17 protein-coding genes and 4 pseudogenes are annotated in these 19,855 nt (G+C 39.0%); 7 read left to right on the top strand and 14 right to left on the bottom strand.

Annotated elements, in window-relative coordinates:
- Positions 1–10 precede the first annotated feature (10 nt).
- The gene (locus HGD77_RS15775; protein ID WP_225554437.1) at positions 11–550 is read left to right on the top strand and encodes an IS630 family transposase; all 540 of its coding nucleotides are present in this window, start codon (positions 11–13) and stop codon (positions 548–550) included.
- A gap of 285 nt (positions 551–835) precedes the next feature.
- Here the strand turns inward: HGD77_RS15775 and HGD77_RS15780 are convergent, their stop codons facing one another.
- The 6 genes from HGD77_RS15780 to cadR form a co-directional block, all read right to left on the bottom strand.
- Positions 836–1,735 carry a cation diffusion facilitator family transporter gene (locus tag HGD77_RS15780; RefSeq protein ID WP_138001015.1) on the bottom strand — a complete coding sequence of 300 codons (900 nt, stop codon included), beginning with the start codon at positions 1,733–1,735 and terminating at the stop codon, positions 836–838.
- An 86-nt stretch (positions 1,736–1,821) separates the two neighbouring features.
- Entirely contained in the window at positions 1,822–4,980 is a 3,159-nt protein-coding gene (locus tag HGD77_RS15785) for an efflux RND transporter permease subunit (RefSeq protein ID WP_168731012.1), read from the bottom strand.
- On the bottom strand, positions 4,970–6,220 hold the full coding sequence (locus HGD77_RS15790) for an efflux RND transporter periplasmic adaptor subunit (RefSeq protein WP_004733187.1): 1,251 nt from the start codon (positions 6,218–6,220) through the stop codon (positions 4,970–4,972). The genes HGD77_RS15785 and HGD77_RS15790 overlap by 11 nt, the downstream gene beginning before the upstream one ends.
- Position 6,221: 1 nt before the next feature.
- Positions 6,222–7,589: a TolC family protein gene (locus HGD77_RS15795; RefSeq protein ID WP_004281854.1), complete on the bottom strand. Its 1,368-nt coding sequence runs from the start codon at positions 7,587–7,589 to the stop codon at positions 6,222–6,224.
- A 49-nt stretch (positions 7,590–7,638) separates the two neighbouring features.
- Positions 7,639–8,049, bottom strand: coding sequence for a hypothetical protein (locus HGD77_RS15800; RefSeq protein WP_004733191.1), 411 nt, complete (start codon positions 8,047–8,049; stop codon positions 7,639–7,641).
- 141 nt (positions 8,050–8,190) lie between these two features.
- Positions 8,191–8,583 (bottom strand): Cd(II)/Pb(II)-responsive transcriptional regulator, encoded by a 393-nt coding sequence (cadR, locus tag HGD77_RS15805; protein WP_004281856.1) that lies wholly within the window; start codon positions 8,581–8,583, stop codon positions 8,191–8,193.
- Positions 8,584–8,673: 90 nt separating this feature from the next.
- Between cadR and HGD77_RS15810 the strand changes: the two genes are divergently transcribed.
- The 3 genes and pseudogenes from HGD77_RS15810 to HGD77_RS15820 form a co-directional block, all read left to right on the top strand.
- Complete coding sequence (locus HGD77_RS15810; RefSeq protein ID WP_005253114.1) at positions 8,674–9,954, top strand: cation transporter; 1,281 nt, start codon at positions 8,674–8,676, stop codon at positions 9,952–9,954.
- 11 nt (positions 9,955–9,965) lie between these two features.
- On the top strand, positions 9,966–10,226 hold the full coding sequence (locus tag HGD77_RS15815) for a FeoA family protein (RefSeq protein WP_004281857.1): 261 nt from the start codon (positions 9,966–9,968) through the stop codon (positions 10,224–10,226).
- Positions 10,216–10,494: pseudogene (locus HGD77_RS15820) on the top strand (FeoB small GTPase domain-containing protein); the annotation flags it as partial. The gene HGD77_RS15815 and the pseudogene HGD77_RS15820, both read left to right, overlap by 11 nt.
- 16 nt (positions 10,495–10,510) lie before the next feature.
- On the opposite strand, the gene HGD77_RS15825 reads toward HGD77_RS15820, so the two are convergent.
- The gene (locus HGD77_RS15825; RefSeq protein WP_079255106.1) at positions 10,511–11,539 is read right to left on the bottom strand and encodes a transposase; all 1,029 of its coding nucleotides are present in this window, start codon (positions 11,537–11,539) and stop codon (positions 10,511–10,513) included.
- Between the two features lie 55 nt (positions 11,540–11,594).
- On the opposite strand from HGD77_RS15825, the pseudogene feoB reads away from it, so the two are divergent.
- A pseudogene (feoB, locus tag HGD77_RS15830) lies at positions 11,595–13,151 on the top strand (ferrous iron transporter B); the annotation flags it as partial.
- Between the two features lie 119 nt (positions 13,152–13,270).
- Here feoB and HGD77_RS15835 read toward each other — a convergent pair.
- Positions 13,271–13,696, bottom strand: coding sequence for a hypothetical protein (locus tag HGD77_RS15835; RefSeq protein ID WP_004897257.1), 426 nt, complete (start codon positions 13,694–13,696; stop codon positions 13,271–13,273).
- A gap of 61 nt (positions 13,697–13,757) precedes the next feature.
- The gene (locus HGD77_RS15840) at positions 13,758–14,462 is read right to left on the bottom strand and encodes an IS6-like element IS1008 family transposase (RefSeq protein WP_005264342.1); all 705 of its coding nucleotides are present in this window, start codon (positions 14,460–14,462) and stop codon (positions 13,758–13,760) included.
- Positions 14,463–14,678: 216 nt separating this feature from the next.
- On the opposite strand from HGD77_RS15840, the gene HGD77_RS15845 reads away from it, so the two are divergent.
- Positions 14,679–15,008, top strand: coding sequence for a four-helix bundle copper-binding protein (locus HGD77_RS15845; protein WP_026055492.1), 330 nt, complete (start codon positions 14,679–14,681; stop codon positions 15,006–15,008).
- A 134-nt stretch (positions 15,009–15,142) separates the two neighbouring features.
- Here the strand turns inward: HGD77_RS15845 and HGD77_RS15850 are convergent, their stop codons facing one another.
- On the bottom strand, positions 15,143–15,847 hold the full coding sequence (locus tag HGD77_RS15850; RefSeq protein ID WP_001067793.1) for an IS6-like element IS1007 family transposase: 705 nt from the start codon (positions 15,845–15,847) through the stop codon (positions 15,143–15,145).
- 243 nt (positions 15,848–16,090) lie between these two features.
- On the bottom strand, positions 16,091–16,585 hold the full coding sequence (gene arsH / locus HGD77_RS15855) for an arsenical resistance protein ArsH (protein WP_010117055.1): 495 nt from the start codon (positions 16,583–16,585) through the stop codon (positions 16,091–16,093).
- 9 nt (positions 16,586–16,594) lie between these two features.
- Here arsH and HGD77_RS15860 point away from each other — a divergent pair.
- Positions 16,595–16,784 (top strand): annotated as a pseudogene (locus HGD77_RS15860) (DDE-type integrase/transposase/recombinase); the annotation flags it as partial.
- A 16-nt stretch (positions 16,785–16,800) separates the two neighbouring features.
- Here the strand turns inward: HGD77_RS15860 and HGD77_RS16885 are convergent.
- From HGD77_RS16885 to HGD77_RS15870, 3 genes and pseudogenes are all read right to left on the bottom strand, one after another.
- A pseudogene (locus HGD77_RS16885) lies at positions 16,801–16,998 on the bottom strand (hypothetical protein); the annotation flags it as partial.
- Positions 16,999–17,021: 23 nt separating this feature from the next.
- Positions 17,022–17,942, bottom strand: a complete 921-nt coding sequence (locus HGD77_RS15865; protein WP_004281863.1) for a copper resistance protein B — start codon at positions 17,940–17,942, stop codon at positions 17,022–17,024.
- A complete protein-coding gene (locus tag HGD77_RS15870) occupies positions 17,929–19,842 on the bottom strand; it encodes a copper resistance system multicopper oxidase (RefSeq protein ID WP_005265661.1) in 1,914 nt (637 codons plus the stop codon). Before HGD77_RS15870 ends, HGD77_RS15865 begins: the two co-directional genes overlap by 14 nt.
- Positions 19,843–19,855: the final 13 nt, after the last annotated feature.

Genomic DNA, 19,855 nt, shown 5'->3' on the forward strand with positions numbered 1-19,855 from the left:
AACACAGCAGATTGAAGAATTACGAGAGCAAGCGGCACGTGGTGAAATTATATTAGGTTATGTTGATGAAACAGGATTTTCATCTACACCTGATAACCGCTATGCGTGGACAAAGATAGGTGATGTTCATGCGGTTGATGCAATAAGATTAAAACGAGTTAATGTCATGGGGTGTTTGCTTTCAACGGGGAAACTGGTGACAAGCTGTTTACAAGAGTCAGTGACAAGTACTTGGTTTTATGCCTATTTAACTGGAATAGCTCAACAAGTAAAACAGACATATAACCTTCCATTGGTTCTTATTGTTGATAATGCCTCGATTCATAGAAGTAAAAAGATGGCTGATTACAGAGAGCTACTTAAAACTAACTTTTCGACGAATCTGTATTTTATTCCAGCTTATAGCCCTGAGTTAAATCGAATCGAGATGGTATGGAAGCAGATGAAATATTATTGGCGAGATTTTCAAGTCATGACAGCTGACAAAATAGAGCAATGGGTGGAGAAAGTATCAAACCAATTCGGAAAAGAATACATGTTTACTTTTTAATGGATACTTAACTAAAACTTGCGATACTAAAGAATGCACTAATTAACAGTAATTTAGTACAAAATTTATTTTTGAATAGCATGTTTATTTACTCTCATTTAATACTTGTTAGATATTCTAACTTTAAAGAATTAACACCCAGAGGACTCATAAATTACATTCTTGTAATTTTAAAATGTCTCAGGATGGTGTTTAAAGTGCGTGTGATAAATAGAAGTGTAATACAGGAAAATGGTAAGGTTTATCAGCCTAGTCATCTGTCCATTATGTAGAAAGAGCAGCACTTTAATGTTTATGCTGTTCCAATGTATTACATTCCTTACTTTCTATTTGTAACGTAATTTCAGTAATACTATGATTATGTTTTAGAACGTCTAAGGCCTTTTGATAGAGCTGATCTGGATCGCTATTAGGAGCAACCAAATGAGCAGTTAAATGAATATTTTTTGAGGATATAGCCCAGACTTTCAACTGATGAATCCCTTCAACGCCCTCTAGCTTCAATAAATCATTTCTTAACGACTCAATATCAATCTCATCAGGAACTCCTTCAAGCAGAATATTAATACTTTGTTTTAATAAAATCCAAGTTCGAGGTAAGACCCAGAAGCCAATTAACACAGCGATTACGGTATCAACCCACATCCACTGGGTAAAATAAATAACTATTCCTCCGATAATCACGCCTATCGATCCTAGAGCATCACTAAGAACTTCTAAATATGCACCTTTTATATTTAGACTTCCTTCAGCACTAGCAGAAAGGATTTTCATTGAAATCAAATTTACGACCAAACCAATGACCGCGACAATCATCATTTCAACACTTTGAATTTCAGCAGGGTTCGTAAAACGTTGATAAGCTTCATATACAATATATATTGCTACCACAAAAAGCATCACCGCATTAAACAGAGCCGCTAAAATTTCAAATCGCTGATAGCCAAAAGTTCTTTTATCATCTGCGGCTTTTTTACCAATTTTGATAGCGGCAAGAGCAATAGCTAAAGCGGCTACATCAGTAAACATATGAGCTGCATCAGATAACAAAGCCAAACTTTGGGTAATAAAAGCAGCGACAACTTCTACTATTAAAAAAGTAGTCGTTAAACCTAAGGCAACCATTAACTTCTTACTATTTTCTTCAGTAACAACCGCATGGCTATGATCATGATGTTCTGACATAAAATATTTTCCTTATTCTATTTATGATGAGCAGAGATATTGGATAACAGCCAATATCTCTGCTGTAAATCGACTAATCTATTGGATTAAGAAACTTTCTTTTCATTCATCCAGCGGTACAGTACGGGCAATAAAACCAATGTAAGCAGGGTAGAGGAGATAATTCCTCCAATAACCACTGTTGCTAAAGGTCTCTGTACTTCTGCCCCAGTTCCGGTTGCCAAAGCCATCGGGACAAACCCAAGGGACGCCACACAAGCGGTCATCAGCACAGGTCTAAGACGCAAAATTGCACCCTGCCACGTTGCATAATAAAGGTCATATTGTTGTCGCAACTCTTTGATAAAGGTGAGCATGACTAAGCCATTCAGTACAGCCACCCCCGATAGTGCAATGAAGCCAACCCCTGCTGACATGGATAATGGAATGTCACGCAACCACAACGCGATTAAGCCTCCACATAAGGCAAACGGTACACCACTAAAGACCAGTAAGCTTTCTTTGATATTATGGAATACAGCCATCAATAAAATAAAGATCGTCAACAATGCGAGCGGAACCACCAATTGCATACGCGCTTTTGCAGACATCAGATTTTGAAATTGACCGCCATAATCTATCCAATAACCGCTTGGTAATTCCTGTTTGGATAACGTGCTCTGAAGCTCTGTTACGAATGAGCCTAAATCACGTCCTTCTACATTTGCAGTAATAACCACTCGACGTTTACCATTTTCACGGCTGACCTGATTAATACCCAGGATATTTTCAACGCGTGCCACATCTTGCAGTTGGACTAAACCACCATTCGGCAATTGAATAGGAAGTACCGCTAACTGTTCAGGACTACGCTGGGATTCATCTAGACGGATGACAAAATCAAAACGCTTGTCTCCCTGTAAAATTGTTCCAACATTCTGGCCACCGACACTTGTAGCTACCAGATCCTGAATTGCTCTTACCGACAAGCCATATTGTGCAGCTCTGGACTTATCCACCTCTACATTCAACAAGGGTAAGCCACTGGTCTGTTCTACATTAACGGCTGTCGCGCCTGAAATTGAGTTAATTTTTTGAGAAATTTTATTCGCTTCGCGATTTAGAATCTCCATGTCATCACCAAATAATTTGACACCCACATCACTTCGCACCCCTGAAATTAACTCGTTAAAGCGCAGTTCAATGGGTTGCGAGAACTCACTGTTATTTCCCGGCAATGTCGCTAAGAAAGTAATCATTCTTTGGCGAAGCTCATCAATCGTTTGTTTTGGATCAGGCCATTCATCATGAGGTTTTAACAGTACCACGCCATCTGAAATGTTGGGTGGCATAACATCTGTGGCCACTTCTGCTGTACCGGTACGAGCAAAGATCGCTTTAATTTCAGGAAATTCTTTCAACAGTAACTTTTCAGTATTTTCCTGCATTCTCAGTGACTGTTCTAACCCTGTACTTGGGGAACGCATTTGCTGAACAGCAAAATCACCTTCACCCAGTTGAGGTGCAAACTCGCTACCTGTTTGAGTGGCTAGCACGCCCGTAAGCACTAAAATACAGGCAGCCACAATAGTCACAAATAAACGAAGCTCATAGGCTTTATCTAAAAGCAGTTCATATTTGGTTTTAAGCCAATGCATCCAGCGACTTTCGGTTTCCTTGACTTCTCCAGTGACAAATAGGGCAACTGCGGCTGGCACAAAAGTGACAGATAAAATCATGGCCCCAATTAAAGCCAGTACAACAGTCATTGCCATAGGATGGAAAAGTTTGGCTTCTACACCCGTCAGGGTAAAGATAGGTAGATAAACCACCAAAATAATTAACTGTCCAAAAATCAGAGGACGACGCGCCTGTTTTGCAGCCAAGAAGACTTCTTTAAATCTTTCAGAACGGCTAAGTAAACCACCTTTCAGCTTCTGAGCTTCTGCTAGCCGACGGATACAGTTTTCTACAATAACCACTGCACCATCAATAATAATACCGAAGTCCAGTGCCCCTAAACTCATCAGATTTGCACTAATCTTCTGCTCTGCCATTCCCGTCAAGGTAAACAGCATTGACAGTGGAATAACGCAAGCCGTGATCAGCGCAGCACGGAAATTACCTAGAAAGAGAAATAAAATAACAATGACGAGGATTGCACCCTCAATCAAATTTTTCTGAACGGTTTTGATCGCCCGATCAACCAAATGCGTACGGTCATACACAGTCTCAATCACCACACCTTTAGGTAGCGATTGCTGGATCGATTGCACCTTTTCATCAATGGCTTGAGCAACGGTACGGCTATTTTCTCCCATCATCATCATGGCAATACCCAATACAGTTTCTTCACCATTATAGGTTGCAGCCCCTGTTCTTAAGTCATGACCAATTGAGACATTGGCGACATCTGCCACCCGAATCGGATAGCCGTTTTTATTGGCAATACTGATGTTCTGGATATCTTCAATCGTGTTTAAAGTGCCGGGAACACGAACCGTTAGCTGTTGTCCATTTTTCTCAATATAGCCAGCACCACGGTTTTCATTATTCTCTGTTAAGGCAGTTTGTAAATCAGACAAAGGAATTTGCAATTGTTGCAATCGGTTCAGATCAGGGGCAACCACATAGGTTTTATTAAAGCCACCGATACTGTTGATCTCAGCAACGCCTTTTACGCGCTGTAATTGCGGTCTTACAATCCAATCCTGAATTTCACGTAAATCCATCGCCGAATAAGGGGTTCCATCCGGCTTTTTAGCATTTGGTTCGGCTTTAATCACCCATTGATAGATTTCACCTAAACCTGTCGAAATAGGCGACATGTTAGGTTGCACATCTTCAGGCATTTCTCCCATTGCTTCTTGCAAGCGCTGGTTGATAAGCTGTCTGGCCCAGTAAATATCCGTGCCATCTTCAAAAATGATGGTCACTTGCGATAAGCCGTAGCGTGAAATCGAACGGGTTTGTTCCATTTTCGGCATGCCTGACATGGCATTCTCGATTGGATATGTAATCCGCTGTTCCATTTCTAAAGCCGTAAAACCATTGGCTGAAGTGTTAATCTGCACCTGAGTATTGGTAATATCTGGTACAGCATCAATCGGTAACTTTTGATAACTATAAATACCAATAGCAATCCAAGCCGCAATAAACAGCATGACCCAGATTGCGTTATGGATAGAAAACTGGATCAGTCGATCAAACAGTCCTTCAGGTTTTACCGATTCGTGGTCTGGAATTTGAGGGCTTTTAGTGCTCATGTGAAGCCTCTCCTTTTTCCAGCTCGGATTTCAGTAAAAAACTGCCTTGAGCGGCATATTTTTGTCCCTGACTAAGCCCACTCACCACTTCAATCCATTGGCTCTCCCCAGATGATTGCCCTAATTTCACAGGTTGCGGACTGAATTCAACTTTTTGTCCATGCTGAGTGGCGACAAAAACCACATCTTTTCCATCGACATTCTGAACTGCGGACTTAAGTACCCGTAATGCGGTACTTTCACTCCGTTGTTGCAACTGTACGTTCACCATCAAGTTTGGACGTAATTCGGTTGCATTCGATTCAACTTTTGCTCGCACCTGAAGACGACCTGTTTGAATATCCGCTTCAGTATTTAAAGTCTGAATAACAGCTTGATAAACCTTTTCTGTTTGCAAGGATTTAAATTCGATCTTTTGATTCGGGGCTAAGCCCATAATTTCAGAATTTGGAACAATAAATTCAAGCCAGAGTTGATCTAACCGGTCTATCGTAAAGAGTTGATCGGCTAACTGAACATTTTCCCCGAGAACCAAATCCTTTTTACTGATCACGCCAGAAATTGGGGCTTTTAAAATATAGCGCCCGTTACTAGCATTCACTGCACCAAATGCGCTTAAACGTGATTGGGCCGCTTGAACCTGAATTTGTGCCCGTTTATAACTGTTATAAGCCCGTTGATAGTCCTGTTTTGCTGAGATACCCTGTGACCACAATTGACGCTCACGCTCAAAGTCTTGTTTCGCCAGTTCCAGATTGGTTTGTTCAATTTTAAGATTGGCCTGCTGATCAACTAGATCAGGAACAAGCAATGTAGCCAAAGGCTGCCCTTTCTGAACTTTTTGGCCGAGTTCTACATAAACATTTTCTACATGACCGCTAAAACTCGGTGAGACATGCGCTTGCTGATCCGTATTCACATTCAGTTTGGCAGGATAAGAACTTAATTTAACCACCGGACCTTGATCGACCGCTGATAACTGTATGCCCTGTTCCACCAGTTGCTTGGCCGTCAGGCTCACGCCTTCTGCATGCTCTTCGGTTTCACCGCCATGTTCTTCACTTCCATGTTCCTCTGCGCCTTCTTCCTCTGCATGTTCATCTGATGTTTCAGATTTATTCTTACCCGACAAGATCAAGAAAATACTGAGGAGTACGGTTGCGCCGATGACAAAACCAATCAGTAGAGGTTGAGAGATTTTTCCGCTCTGTTTTTTTAAGCTGTTTTTAAGATCGAACATGTTAATTTCCCCCACCAATGACAGGCATGGCCTGTATGTCTTGCCATAAGTTTTGATTGATTTGTGCAATAGCATCTTTCGACATGACTTCACTTGGGCTAATGCCTAAGCTCAAACTTTCTGCTTCAATGGCCTTTTGCCAGCCATCCCGTAACAACTGGACTTTACGCAGACGGATGTCTTGTAATTGAAGCGTGGCTTGCTGAACATCGGTTAAAGCAAACTTGCCTGCCAAGAAACCTTGTAGCGTCTTACTTTGAACTTGAGTCGCCAAAGGAATTTGAGTCTCGTCAACGACTTTGAATTGCAGCTCTAAACCCTGCAACTCGGTTAAAATTGTGCCTATTTGCAGCGCATTTTGCTTCAGATAAAACTCTTTCTGACGCTCTAATAAGTTCATTTTTTCTTGCGCGATTTTTATGCCATTTTGCTGACGATCGAAAATATTAAGCGGTACACTGACTCCGACTACTAATTGATTTTGTGTGGAGTTTTCCAAGGATTGGGTGCGGTTGACACCTAGGTTTAAAGTGGGGTTAGGACGTGCCTTTGCCCTTAGTTGATCAACCGTTGCTTGAGACTCTAATACCAGTAAAGCTCGATATTTCTCAACGTAGTTTTCCGCTAAATATTCTTGAACCTGTTCATGAGTCGATTTTGGCCAGAGCTTTTGTGAAGAGAGGTTTACCTGCAATGACTTATCAGACGTACCCCATAAATTTGATAATTGTTGGGTGGCCACTTGTACCTGTAAGTCTGCCTGTCTAAAAAGACGGATATTTTCAGCATGGCTTAAACGTGCGCGATTTACATCTACTTGGGCAATACTGCCTGCATTAAAGCGCTTTTCGATTGCTTGAAGGTTTTCTTGGCTCACCCGAAGTTGTTCATTGACAATGTTTTTTTCAAGTTCAGCAATGGCCAGTTGTGACCATACATATTTCACTGCAAGCTCAATTTGTGCTTGATAAATCTTCTGTTTCAGCGCTGTTTTATCTGTAGAGAGACTGGCTAATTTTTGGTTTGCTCTTCGCTCACCAAAAATATCCAAGGGTTGTGATATGCCAATGGTAAGCTCTTTTTCATTATTTGAACCAAATCCCGTTTGTTCAACTGACAGTTCAGGATTTTTAAACAGCTTACTTTGCTGAAGATTCGTGGCATTAATGCTGTTTTGCGTTTCCCAGAAATTTTGGGACGCTTGATATTGGTTAACCTGCTCAATAGCTTGCTGCAGCGTTAAATCTTGAGTACTGGCGACTACGGAAGTACTGAAGCTGATCATTGCAGATAGCAAGATACCGCTACCTAAGGCTGACCAGGATAAATTCAGGATGGAGGTATCCTGATGTAATTTGTTTTTTGACATGAAAATGCCCCACGCATAATGAAATTAGGAGTGGTGGGCTTTTATAAGACTACCCCACCAATAGTAGGGGCAAATCGGGAGGCGGGGTTAATTGATCCAGATAAGGGGGTTTATAAAAAGTTATTCCCAAATAAGTTGGGGTAATGCCGGTCTCAAAATTAGCTTTAAGCTTCAGATCATCGGGTGGGTCAATCTGAATCACGATTGTATTTGAGAAATGACTGCACTTTTCGTTAAAACAAACCTTCTGACAATAGTCATAGATTTCTTTATAGTTTTCTAGGGAATAAAGTGCTTGACGAGGACTATCACTCTTTTCGTCTAAATCGATTGGATTAGAGAGTATTGAATTGGGTATGTTTGGCATTTCATGCAGACAAGCAGCCTCTGCCACACTCCAAATATTCTGGAATGTGAATAAGAGTACCAATATCTGGATTAGAAATGTTTTTCTCTTCATACACAAATCTGTATTTAAAACACCAATCGGAAGCTAACCAAAGCTATCTAAGATCTGATCACAAAATTTAAGTCACCTTAATCTTTTTGCAGCCTTAAGTAAAGATATACAGAGTTTTTGAAAAAGCATAGGTCTAGATAATCAAGCTAGATTTTTTAGAACTCCACATTGGTCAATTGTACATAAACCATCACAAGTACCTCTTAAATCAGATAATTGTTCAATAAGCTTTTGTTGCTTGATTATATTTTCTCTGATAGCACTGACATGTAAGTCAATTAATTCATTCACATCTGAACAATTTTTCTTGGGATTATCTTTATAGGTGAGTAATTGACGAATTTCATTCAAACTCATATTTAAAGTTCGGCAATTCAAAATAAACTTAATTCGCTCAACATAGCCTATATCGTAAAGGCGGTAATTTCCTTCCGTTCTTTCGGGTTCCGGAATTAAACCTTCCTTTTCATAAAACCTAATTGTTAATACTGAACATGAGGTTTTTTTAGAGAGTTCACCAATTTTTAAATGCATTGAGTTGGTATTTCCAAAAAATCTTGACTCTATAGTAACTATAGGGATTCTAATATTCAAAGTTTATAAATTTTTTTAATGGGTATAATTATGAGTGGTTGTGGATGTAGTAAAGAAACACCATGCGAAGATAAGAAATCTCAACAAGAAAATCATCCATCAATTGCAGAAGCAAACAATTCAAAGAATTGTGATAATACGCTTAGCTGTTGTGGTGAAGAGGAAGAAAAAAAATCTTCATCTCCTTGCTGTAACACTTCAAACAGTTGTGAAGATACCGCTCAATCCTGTTGTGGTTCTGATCCCAAAGAAAATTTAAGCACTGAAGACGTTTTAAAAGATTCGCACTACATGAGTGAATACTTAGTTCCCAAAATGGATTGTTCTGCGGAAGAACAGATGGTTCGTATGGCGCTATCTTCAATTGATGGTGTTCAAAAACTCATCTTTGATTTACCTAACCGGTCTTTAAAGGTTCTACATAATCAAAAAGATGAAAATATAACTACCAAACTTGAAGCTTTGGGTTTTGGTGCAAAGCTTGTGAAGACTGAAACTTATATAAGCAATCAACAAGCTAAGCAAACAAGTACCTATACCATTCCTAAAATGGATTGCTCTGCTGAAGAGCAAATGGTCCGTATGGCTCTTGCAGATATTGAAGCAGTTAAAGGTCTTACTTTTGATCTTCCCAATCGAAAACTGAAAGTCTTCCATAATGAAGGGAGTCAGCAAATTACGGCCAAACTTGAAGGACTGGGTTTTGGGGCGAAACTTGATGAAACACAGCTTTCTTCAGGCGATATACCTAATGAACCTGATCCTGTGAGACAAGCTAAAGTACTTAAACTGTTATTAGGCATTAATGCTCTACTTTTCTTTATAGAATTCATCAGCGGAATTATTGCTGCGTCTACAGGATTGATTGCTGATTCTCTAGATATGTTTGCCGATGCAGCCGTTTATGGTATTGCGCTATATGCCGTCGGAAAAGCTGCGAAATATCAAGTGAAAGCAGCCCATTTCGCAGGTTGGATTCAGTTATTACTTGCTGTCATCGTGATTATTGATGTCATTAGACGATTCATGTTTGGAAGCGAGCCAGAATCAACGCTCATGATTGTTATTGGCCTGCTCGCACTTATAGCTAACGTGACATGCTTATATCTTATTTCTGGTCATCGAGAAGATGGCGCACATATGAAAGCCAGTTGGATTTTCTCGGCGAATGACGTTGTCGTAAATATGGGCGTTATATTTGCCGGTGTACTCGTGGCGTGGACGGGATCAGCTTACCCAGACTTAATCATTGGCATCCTGGTTTCTTTATTCGTGCTTAATGGTGCTCGAAAGATTTTGGCTTTGAAGTAAGAGTATCGAAAATGAATCTATTTCAAGTTAAACAAAATCAGATCGTCAAAATTAGAGATCTCAAAAAAGGTAATCAATACAGTCATACCACTGATCCCGTATTGGAACGGCTCCAACTATTAGGTTTTAGAGAGGGTGAAACTCTACAAGTACTCACTAAAGGTGTTTTTGGCGGAGATCCTGTTTTAGTTCAAATTGAAACTTCAAGATTCGCATTAAGAAAGAATGAAGCTGAAAGAATTTTTGTAGAGTTAGTATCCAATGAAGATTAAGAACATTGCATTAGTCGGTAATCCAAATTGCGGAAAAACCTCTTTATTTAATACGCTTACTGGTACGCGACAAAAAGTTGCCAACTATGCTGGGGTTACCGTAGAAAGAAAAGAAGGTTCTTTTAAATTACCTTCTGGTGATGCAATACGAGTATTGGACTTACCCGGAACTTACAGTTTAAAACCTAGTAGTTTAGATGAAGAAGTCACCAGGGCAGTTTGTTTGGGCGAGCTAAAAGGTGAAATTCTACCCGATATTTTTATATGCTAGGACTTACGCACTATTATTTATAGATTCTCTGTGGTAGCAGATGATTTTTATCGAGAATAAAGTCATCAATGAAGTTTTTGATAACTGGTCTAAATAATTTCTTCTGCCAACGATATACATTTTCAAAGATCCGCTCAAACTGGTTCTTTTGTATCTCAACGTAGGCCATCAAGGCTGAAAAAATATGATTCAAAATCAGTTTAGATCGTCTTACTTGAAACTTTTCAATATGACAAACCTGTTTAATCACCCGGTGATATTGCTCTATTTTCCAATGACTTGAATGCAATTCATGAAAACCCTCAAAGGACAATAAATCATCTTCATCTTGATGCACAATATAAAACCTCTGCTGTTCTTTTAACTGAGTCTTAAATAATTGTACAAAGCCAAAATCTTTGAGCCAGACCACTTGACCCTGATGGAAATCTGGCAATAAACGCAGTTGAAACCATTGTCCTTTTTCTGGGGAAACCTTACGGTTACAGTCGATACCAAACATAAATCGAATACCATATTTTCTTATGGTTTTTAGATTTCCAGTCGATGAATACCAACTATCACCTGTAATAAATTGAATCTTTGCCCCCCAACTGAGTACTTCACTTAACATATCCATAAAGTAATCATTCTTGGTTTTACTTTCAGATTTGTCATAAATTCGGAAATTAATTGGAATATTTTGACCATTTTGATCTGTCGCATACAAGGTAATGAGATTAATACCCTTGACGGATCGATGGTGTTTGCCTGACCAAAAATAGCTAACCAAGTCCATATGTTGACTATATGGTTTATCTAAAACAGTATCATCAATGCTGACTATAAGTTTATTATTATCAATATGTTGAATTGATTCTTGATATAGGTCGTGAGGTGTGTAGTCTTCACGCTCTAGAAAGCGATTTACACTATCATGCGAGATATTATAAGTCTCGGCAAGTTGTGTGCAGCTAATAGAGTTCGGTTCTGTCATGAGAAAGCCCATATAAATGGGTAATGTACAAGTTGCTGTAGAAGCATGTTTAATTCGTCTGATCACAGATACTTTATAAAGTATTTTAATACTTTTTTGAATCCGTCAATGCGTAAGTCCTATATGCGTTGTAGATGCCACAAATTTAAGCTTACATTTGAGCTTGGTTCTCGAAGTTCGTGCTCTAAATCGCCCTATGATTCTTGTATTAAATATGATGGATGAGGTCAAAAAGCGTGGTATTTCCATTGATAAGGATAAACTGTCTCAACTGTTAGGTATCCCTGTAGTTGAAGCTGTCGCAGTTAAAACAAAAGGAATTCAAGATTTAATTAATCAATTAGATCAAAAAAATCTTTTTATTACTCCTTATCATTCTGAATTAAGTCATTTTGAACAGGTCAAACAAATCACCAAACAAGTTATTTTAAATAATGACAGTGGTGATAAAAGAACCGCATTTCTAGATAAAATTTTTCTACATCCTGTATTGGGTTTAGTAATCTTAACTTTAACCATGTTTGTGATGTTCCAGGCGGTATTTATATGGGCAACGCCTTTTATTGAATTCATTGAAAATTTTGTCGCATGGCTCAGTGATTTTATTGGACCACTAATCCAACATCCTCTATTAAAAAGCTTGGTTGTGGATGGGGTAATTGCTGGTGCAGGTAGCGTGCTTGCATATATGCCTCAGATTTTGATTTTATTCTTCTTCATTTTAATGCTTGAAGAGTCAGGCTATTTACCCCGAGCAGCATTTCTTTTAGATAAATTAATGTCTAAAGCCGGGCTTAGCGGCCGTTCATTTATTCCTCTGCTATCCAGTTTTGCTTGTGCGATTCCCGGAATTATGGCAACCAGAAGTATCAGCTCTGAACGGGACCGATTAGCAACAATTATGATTGCACCCTTGATGACCTGTTCAGCAAGATTGCCAGTATATGCTTTATTGATCGCGGCATTTATTCCCAACCAATTAATCTACGGCTGGTTAAGTCTGCAAGGATTAGTCCTTTTTGGTCTTTATATGTCGGGAATAGTCTCAGCGTTATTAGTTTCAGTCTTTCTGAAGTTGGTTCGAAAAGATAAAACTGAAAGTATTTTTATTTTTGAACTTCCCACATACCGAATTCCAGATATTAGAAATATTGCATTAGGCTTATATGATAGGGCAACTATTTTCTTAAAACGAGTTGGTGGCATTATCGTTGCGCTGTCTATCTTGTTATGGGTGCTAGTCACGTTCCCTCAACCACCAGATAATGCAACCATGCCGGCCATTAACTATAGTTTAGCTGGTCAGTTAGGGCATTTAATTCATCCTATATTTGCGCCTATTGGTTTTACATGGGAAATATGTATTGCACTCATTCCTGCTATGGCAGCAAGGGAAGTTGTAATTGCAGCTCTTGGGGTGATTTATGCGATGTCAGGTGATGAAGATACTGTAACTCAAAGTCTGTTAAGTCAAATTTCAGGCCCGGATGGATGGGGGTTAGCCACAGGTTTATCATTATTGGTATGGTTTATTTTTGCTCCACATTGTCTTGCCACGTTAGCAACAATTAGACGAGAAACAGGTAGCTGGAAACAGCCTGTCGTTATGGCAACTTATTTGTTTGCATTAGCCTACATCTTTTCATTCATCACATATCAAGTTGCGAGTAAGTTTTAATTAGCAAATGAATAAAAGAGGGGGGAGCTAGCTCCCCCCCTTTATTAAATTACTCGATGTAAGCGTGGGCTTCTGAATACTTTTATCTAACTATAACAACTACTTAAATGTTTAAATCTCTAGGTTTTGAATAGTCGAGGTATCAGACGAATATAGATTGGTAAAAAGCATAGTTCAACGATAGTCTGAGTCAAGATTACAGCAGGAATTATGGGCATACTTCCCGGAATTGCAAAAGCTAATGGAAGAATAACAAATGAATTTCTATATGATGCTGAAAAGGACACAGCACTAGCAGAGCCAGATTCTAATCGAAAAATACGAGCAATTATCCAACCCACGAATGGAGCAATAATGGCAAAAGAAATATAAATTGGTAAAGCTTGAAGAGCTGCACTTTTTGCAAGCCCAATTTGAGGCATAACTGATGCTAGGACGATAAACAAAACTAGGGCTGTGGCAGGTACAGGAAATAAGTTTAGGCTTTCAGCCACTTTTTCTGCTTGTTCATTTCTATTCCCAATGAACTGAACTATAGCTGCCATTGCTAAGGGGGCACTGTTGCAAATAGAGATTTGAGTCGATGAAGTTCCTTTTTAAAAGTGCTTAGAGACCGAAAACCCTGTTGATTAGACACACTTCACCTTGAGGCTGACCATAATAAAATGACGATGCTTGTCCTTTACGTAGTGCACGCATGACTTCAATACCTTTGATTGTGGCATAAGCCGTCTTCATAGATTTGAATCCTAATGTGGCCCTGATGATCCGCTTTAACTTACCATGATCACATTCAATGACATTATTTTTATACTTAATCTGCCTGTGCTCAATATCTACTGGACATTTTCCTTCTCGCTTTAACCGTGATAAAGCATGGCCATAGGTCGCTGCTTTATCTGTATTGATGACCCGTGGAATTTTCCATTTTTTCACCGTATTGAAGATTTTTCCTAAAAAACAATAGGCTGATTTACTGTTCCGTCTAGCGGAAAGGTAAAAGTCAATCGTATGACCACGTTGATCAACTGCACGATACAGGTAAGTCCATCGCCCCTTCACTTTGATATAAGTCTCATCCATATGCCATGAATGTAAATCTGTAGGATTACGCCAATACCAGCGTAAGCGTTTTTCCATTTCTGGAGCATAACGCTGAACCCAACGATAAATTGTGGTGTGGTCAACATTCACACCCCGTTCAGCGAGCATTTCTTGAAGTTCACGATAGCTGATGCCATATTTACAATACCAACGAACAGCCCAAAGAATGATTTCACCTTGAAAGTGCCGACCATGGAAGGGATTCATCTGCTGTATCTCGAAATAAATAAGATATTTAGCTTATCATGTCAGCCTATTTGCAACAGTGCCTGAATACATGAGCAGCTAAATCACTCAAAGCCAGCATCTAAAACCATTTAACAAAATCTATGACTATTTTACTTTCCCTTACCTAATCGTCCTAGTGTATATCTTTTTTTTTGATTAGCTTATTCCTAAATCAAGTGACTTTAGGTAAGTATGATGAACGATATCCAATTTTCAGATTGCGCAAAGGCATGTATGAGCTGTTACCTTACCTGTGCCAGTTGTGCAAATGCCTGTCTAAAAGAAGAAAATCTGGAGATGATGCGAGAATGTATTCAGCGTTGTCTAGATTGTGCAGATATTTGTCAGCTCTGTGCTCGTATGCAGCAAAATGAATCTCCTTTTATGAAAGAAATTTGTGAGCTTTGTGCCAAGGCTTGTGAATACTGTGCAGATGAATGTAGCCAACATGAGCATCAACACTGCCAGCAATGTGCTGATGCTTGCCGTGAATGTGCCGTCGAATGTCGAAAAATGGTTGTCTGATAAATAAAAGAATTAGTTGAGTTTAGGATTTACTCAATGAATAGCCAACGTGTTAGTTGTTAGTGGGTCAAACCACTAACAACGGCACTGTTGCAAATAGGGATCTGAGTCGATGATTTTCCCTTCAAAAAAGCTTAGAGACCGAAAACTCTATTTACTAGCCAAACTTCTCCTAGAATATTACCGTTATAAAATAATGAAGCTTGTCCTTTGCGTAGAGCACGCATAACCTCAATTCCTTTAATTGTGGCATAAGCCGTTTTCATAGACTTGAATCCCAACGTAGCCTTGATGATCCGTTTGAGCTTGCCATGATCACATTCAATCACGTTATTCTTGTATTTAATCTGTCGATGGTCCAGGTCTTCAGGACACTTTCCTTCCTGTTTTAGTCGCGACAAAGCACGGCCATAGGTATGAGCCTTATCAGTGTTTATGACTCGTGGAATCTGCCATTTTTTGACATGATTCAAAATTTTACCAAGAAAACAATAAGCTGAATGGGTATTTCGTCTAGCAGAAAGATAGAAATCAAGAGTATGGCCACGTTGGTCAACTGCACGGTATAGATATGCCCATTTGCCATTCACTTTTACGTAAGTTTCATCCAGATGCCATAAATGTCGATCTGTAGGATTACGCCAATACCAACGTAAACGTTTTTCCATTTCTGGAGCATAACGCTGAACCCAGCGATAAATTGTGGTGTGATCAACATTCACTCCACGTTCAGCGAGCATTTCCTGAAGTTCACGATAGCTGATGCCATATTTACAATACCAACGAACAGCCCAAAGAATGATTTCACCTTGAAAGTGCCGACCGTGGAAGGGATTCATCTGCTGTATCTCGAAATAAATAAGATATTTAGCTTATCATGTCAGCCTATTTGCAACAGTGCCGTTTCTGGTTCAAAGCCTTCACCTTTTCCTTATTTATCTCTGACTTCTTTAATGTAAAAACCCAATCATGAAGACTGGGTTTTTACAATATTCATTGTACCTTTAACAGCACTTCATCGGTACAGCATAAAAGTGTTACTGACCTGGCAATGAGGCGCAGTATTTAATACCATCCAGCATTTATAAACTGCGCTGATTTACACGCTTGGACAACTCTTCAGCCGATTCCTTGCGTTCAGAATAACGATCAGTCAGGTATTTGCTTTGACCACGAGTCAGTAGAGTGAACTTAAATAACTCTTCCATGACATCCACAATCCGGTCATAGAAAGCTGAAGGCTTCATTCGTCCATCTTCTTCAAATTCCAAGAAAGCTTTCGGAATTGAAGACTGATTTGGAATGGTGATCATCCGCATCCACCGCCCCAAAATACGCATCTGGTTCAGGCTGTTAAATGACTGTGATCCACCACTGACTTGCATCAAGGCAAGGGTTTTACCTTGGGTAGCACGGATTGCTCCTCCTGCAAGTGGAATCCAGTCTATTTGTGATTTAAAAATGGAACTCATAGAACCATGACGTTCAGGTGAACACCAGACCATACCTTCAGACCATGCAAGAAGCTCATGCAGTTCTTTTACTTTTGGATGCTCAGTATCCGCATCTTCTGGCAAAGGAAGGCCCCACAAGTGATAGATACAGATAAAGCACACATATGGAGGTGCTTTGTCACGGTTAAAATGGGAAAGAAAATGTCCACCAGATCTTGAGCACAGGCAGGTTAAGTATAAAAATAACGTGATCGAATGTAATCATGGCAAGCTAAAGCGGATCATTAGGGCCACTTTAGGATTCAAATCGATGAAGACGGCTATGCCACATGCATCTATTCAGATGGCATTAAACACCGATGATGTACAGACGAAGTAGTAGCAGCCGATCCTACTAAAAGAATAGCAAACGATAAAAACAGCGATAAGCATGTTTTTAACCACTGCATAAAAATAGACCAAAAATTAAGCTTTTTTAGTTTTACAGATTCGAAAATAAATAGTAATAATTCATGAATAGTAGCCGAAGCTACCATTCATGAATCCAAATCATACTATTTTAAAAAACTAATTCGATGCCTGCACCATATTTCCATCCCTTTTCAGACTCTGTTGCCTCTTGCATAGAAGTGGCTTTCTGTCCTTTTTCATATTGGTAAGCAACATCAATGAAAGGTTTAATTCGCTTAGTAATCTCATATCGGGTTTTGATACCAGTTTTTAGTTCTGATAAACCTGATTTTGCAGCATAGTTAGAATCATCGCTAAATATTACATCTGCTTCGATATAAGGTTGAGTAATAAGTTTCTGAGTTAAAAGCAAATCACGTTCTAATTCAAAACTTGCTCCCCAAAAATTATTCTCACCGCCATAAAGATATGCTTGTGTTTCAAAGAAATAAGGAGCTAGACCTAATATACCAATAACCCCATCCACTCGATCGCTGCTGCTATTATTTTTATTTTCACTATATCTTACCCCAGCTTGTACATCCCAAAATGGGGCTACGTTACGGCTATAAAGTGCTGATACAGCATATTTTGGATCATTACTTTCTGACTTTTCCGAATTGGCTTCAATAAATAGACGATTTTCATCTGTTCCAATTAAAGTTTCAAACTTTGTTCCTAGGTTGCCCTTACCGTCTTCATCAACCATCCATTCATTTTCAAATTTTGTCGTTTGATAAATTTGTCCACCATGTTCTTTAAGATGATTGTCATGAGGTGAGTTAGAGTTCTCAAGCGCAATCTGGACACTCTTATCCCCCATATCCGCATTTTCCATTGAATAATATTCTGGATAACGCTCTTGAAGGGAATACTTTAATCCTCCAGATTCCTGTAAAAGAATTTTCATATTTTTTGTAATATTACTGTCTTGTACAGGAGTTTCATTTTTAGCGAACGTTAGATTTGATAATCCAAATAGCGCAATCATCAAAGTTGTTTTTGAAAACAAATTATTAGTGATGTGCATGTGGATTTACTCCCTTCTCATTTACTTGGGACTGAGGAACAGTCTTTGTAGAATTACCATCTTCCACTTGAGCTACAATGAGTTTATTCATCATTCCTGCACTCATATGGTAAAGCAGGTGACAATGAATAGCCCACTCACCTAACTCATCAGCTGTGAGTAGAGTGGTTATCGTTTTCCCAGGTGGAACAATTACCGTATGTTTGTTTGGCATATTGCTTGGATCCTGACCATTCTCAAGCTGCATAAACATGCCATGTAAGTGCATTGGGTGAGCCATCATACTGTCATTGACAAATTTTAAGCGAATACGTTCACCATACTTCACCACTAGTGGGTCGGCTTCATTAAATTTTTTACCATTTATTGTCCAAATATAACGCTCCATGTTTCCACCAAGACGGATCTCTATTTCACGTTCAGCTGCACGAGTGTCTTTTTGAGGATCTAACGATTGCAAATCACTATATTGCAATGCTTTATTACCTTCAGGTGTTGAAGCATTTGCCCATCCAAATACGGTATTATCATTCTTGTCTGAAGCCGCCTTAACAGTAGCGCTATTCATCGGCATATCATGATCCATACCTTTCATAGAAGACATATCATGATCCATACCTTTCATAGAAGACATATCGTGATTCATGCCTTTCATAGAAGACATATCATGATCCATACCTTTCATAGAAGACATATCGTGATTCATGCCTTTCATAGAAGACATATCATGATTCATATCTTTCATTGAAGACATATCATGATCCATACCTTTCATAGAAGACATATCGTGATTCATGCCTTTCATAGAAGACATATCATGATTCATTCCCATATCTTCCATAGTCAATAAAGAACGAGGACGAGGCTTAGGCATCTCAATTTGTTTTACAGGTGAGGTATTTTCATCATGTAAGGTTCCAACCGAAAATCCAGTACGATCAATAGATTCAGCTTCGATTTGATAATGGGCTTGTTTCGGTTCAACAATGACATCATAAGTTTCAGCAGTACCTATACGGAACTCATCTACAGGAACAGGTTTTACAGGTTGACCATCGGCACTTACCACTGTCATTTTTAAATTTGGAATTCGTACATCAAAAAATGACATTGCAGAAGCATTAATAAATCGAAGGCGAACTTTTTCTCCAGCTTTAAAATTACCGGTCCAGTTTTGCTGAGGTGTTTTGCCATTCATTAAAAATGTATAGCCTGTGACATCAGACATATCTGTTTTCAACATCCGCATCTGATTCCACATAGAGCGGTCTTGCCAAGTTGCCTTTAATCCATCACGTTTAACTTGTTTCATGACATCAAATACCGTTTCTCGACGGTTCTGATAGTAATCTGCTTCTTTTTTAAGATTCTTTGTGATTTGATCACTTGTTGAATTATGAAAATCAGAAAGCAAAACCACATAATCTCTATCAGTTTTTTCAGATGATGTTAAGGGGGTTTTATTTTTCGGATAAATAACTAAAGCACCATATAGGCCGTCTTGCTCTTGCCCTTTACTATGGGAGTGATACCAATAAGTACCATTTTGACGAACCTTGAATTTATATTCATACGTTTTATTAGGGGCGATGCCTTCGAACTGGTTGAACCCTGGTACACCATCCATGATTCCGGGTAATATCAATCCATGCCAATGAATTGAAGAGTCCTGATTTTTTAGCTTATTATGAACACGAATAACGGCATCATCTCCCTCTTCAAATTCAAGAAGAGGGGCAACGAATTTACCATTAACGGTAATTCTCTTTAGCGGTTTTCCTGTAATATTTACAGTCTGTTCCGCGATCGTTAAATCATATTCTTTAACTGCCGCCATTACCCAAGTTGATGAAAATAAACCAACTCCAATTAAGAGTATATGACTTAACTTATTTGACATTCTATCTCACCTT

Origin of the sequence: Acinetobacter sp. NEB149, from assembly GCF_012516415.1 — a bacterium.
Taxonomy (GTDB): Bacteria; Pseudomonadota; Gammaproteobacteria; order Pseudomonadales; family Moraxellaceae; genus Acinetobacter; species Acinetobacter lwoffii_V.

Bases quoted from the DNA above. Each gene is read 5' to 3' on its own strand.
- HGD77_RS15780 (WP_138001015.1), bottom strand. From the start codon at position 1,735: ATGTCAGAACATCATGATCATAGCCATGCGGTTGTTACTGAAGAAAAT.
- HGD77_RS15785 (WP_168731012.1), bottom strand. From the start codon at position 4,980: ATGAGCACTAAAAGCCCTCAAATTCCAGACCACGAATCGGTAAAACCT.
- HGD77_RS15790 (WP_004733187.1), bottom strand. From the start codon at position 6,220: ATGTTCGATCTTAAAAACAGCTTAAAAAAACAGAGCGGAAAAATCTCT.
- HGD77_RS15795 (WP_004281854.1), bottom strand. From the start codon at position 7,589: ATGTCAAAAAACAAATTACATCAGGATACCTCCATCCTGAATTTATCC.
- HGD77_RS15800 (WP_004733191.1), bottom strand. From the start codon at position 8,049: ATGAAGAGAAAAACATTTCTAATCCAGATATTGGTACTCTTATTCACA.
- cadR (WP_004281856.1), bottom strand. From the start codon at position 8,583: ATGCATTTAAAAATTGGTGAACTCTCTAAAAAAACCTCATGTTCAGTA.
- HGD77_RS15810 (WP_005253114.1), top strand. From the start codon at position 8,674: ATGAGTGGTTGTGGATGTAGTAAAGAAACACCATGCGAAGATAAGAAA.
- HGD77_RS15815 (WP_004281857.1), top strand. From the start codon at position 9,966: ATGAATCTATTTCAAGTTAAACAAAATCAGATCGTCAAAATTAGAGAT.
- HGD77_RS15835 (WP_004897257.1), bottom strand. From the start codon at position 13,696: ATGGCAGCTATAGTTCAGTTCATTGGGAATAGAAATGAACAAGCAGAA.
- HGD77_RS15840 (WP_005264342.1), bottom strand. From the start codon at position 14,462: ATGAATCCCTTCCATGGTCGGCACTTTCAAGGTGAAATCATTCTTTGG.
- HGD77_RS15845 (WP_026055492.1), top strand. From the start codon at position 14,679: ATGAACGATATCCAATTTTCAGATTGCGCAAAGGCATGTATGAGCTGT.
- HGD77_RS15850 (WP_001067793.1), bottom strand. From the start codon at position 15,847: ATGAATCCCTTCCACGGTCGGCACTTTCAAGGTGAAATCATTCTTTGG.
- HGD77_RS15865 (WP_004281863.1), bottom strand. From the start codon at position 17,942: ATGCACATCACTAATAATTTGTTTTCAAAAACAACTTTGATGATTGCG.
- HGD77_RS15870 (WP_005265661.1), bottom strand. From the start codon at position 19,842: ATGTCAAATAAGTTAAGTCATATACTCTTAATTGGAGTTGGTTTATTT.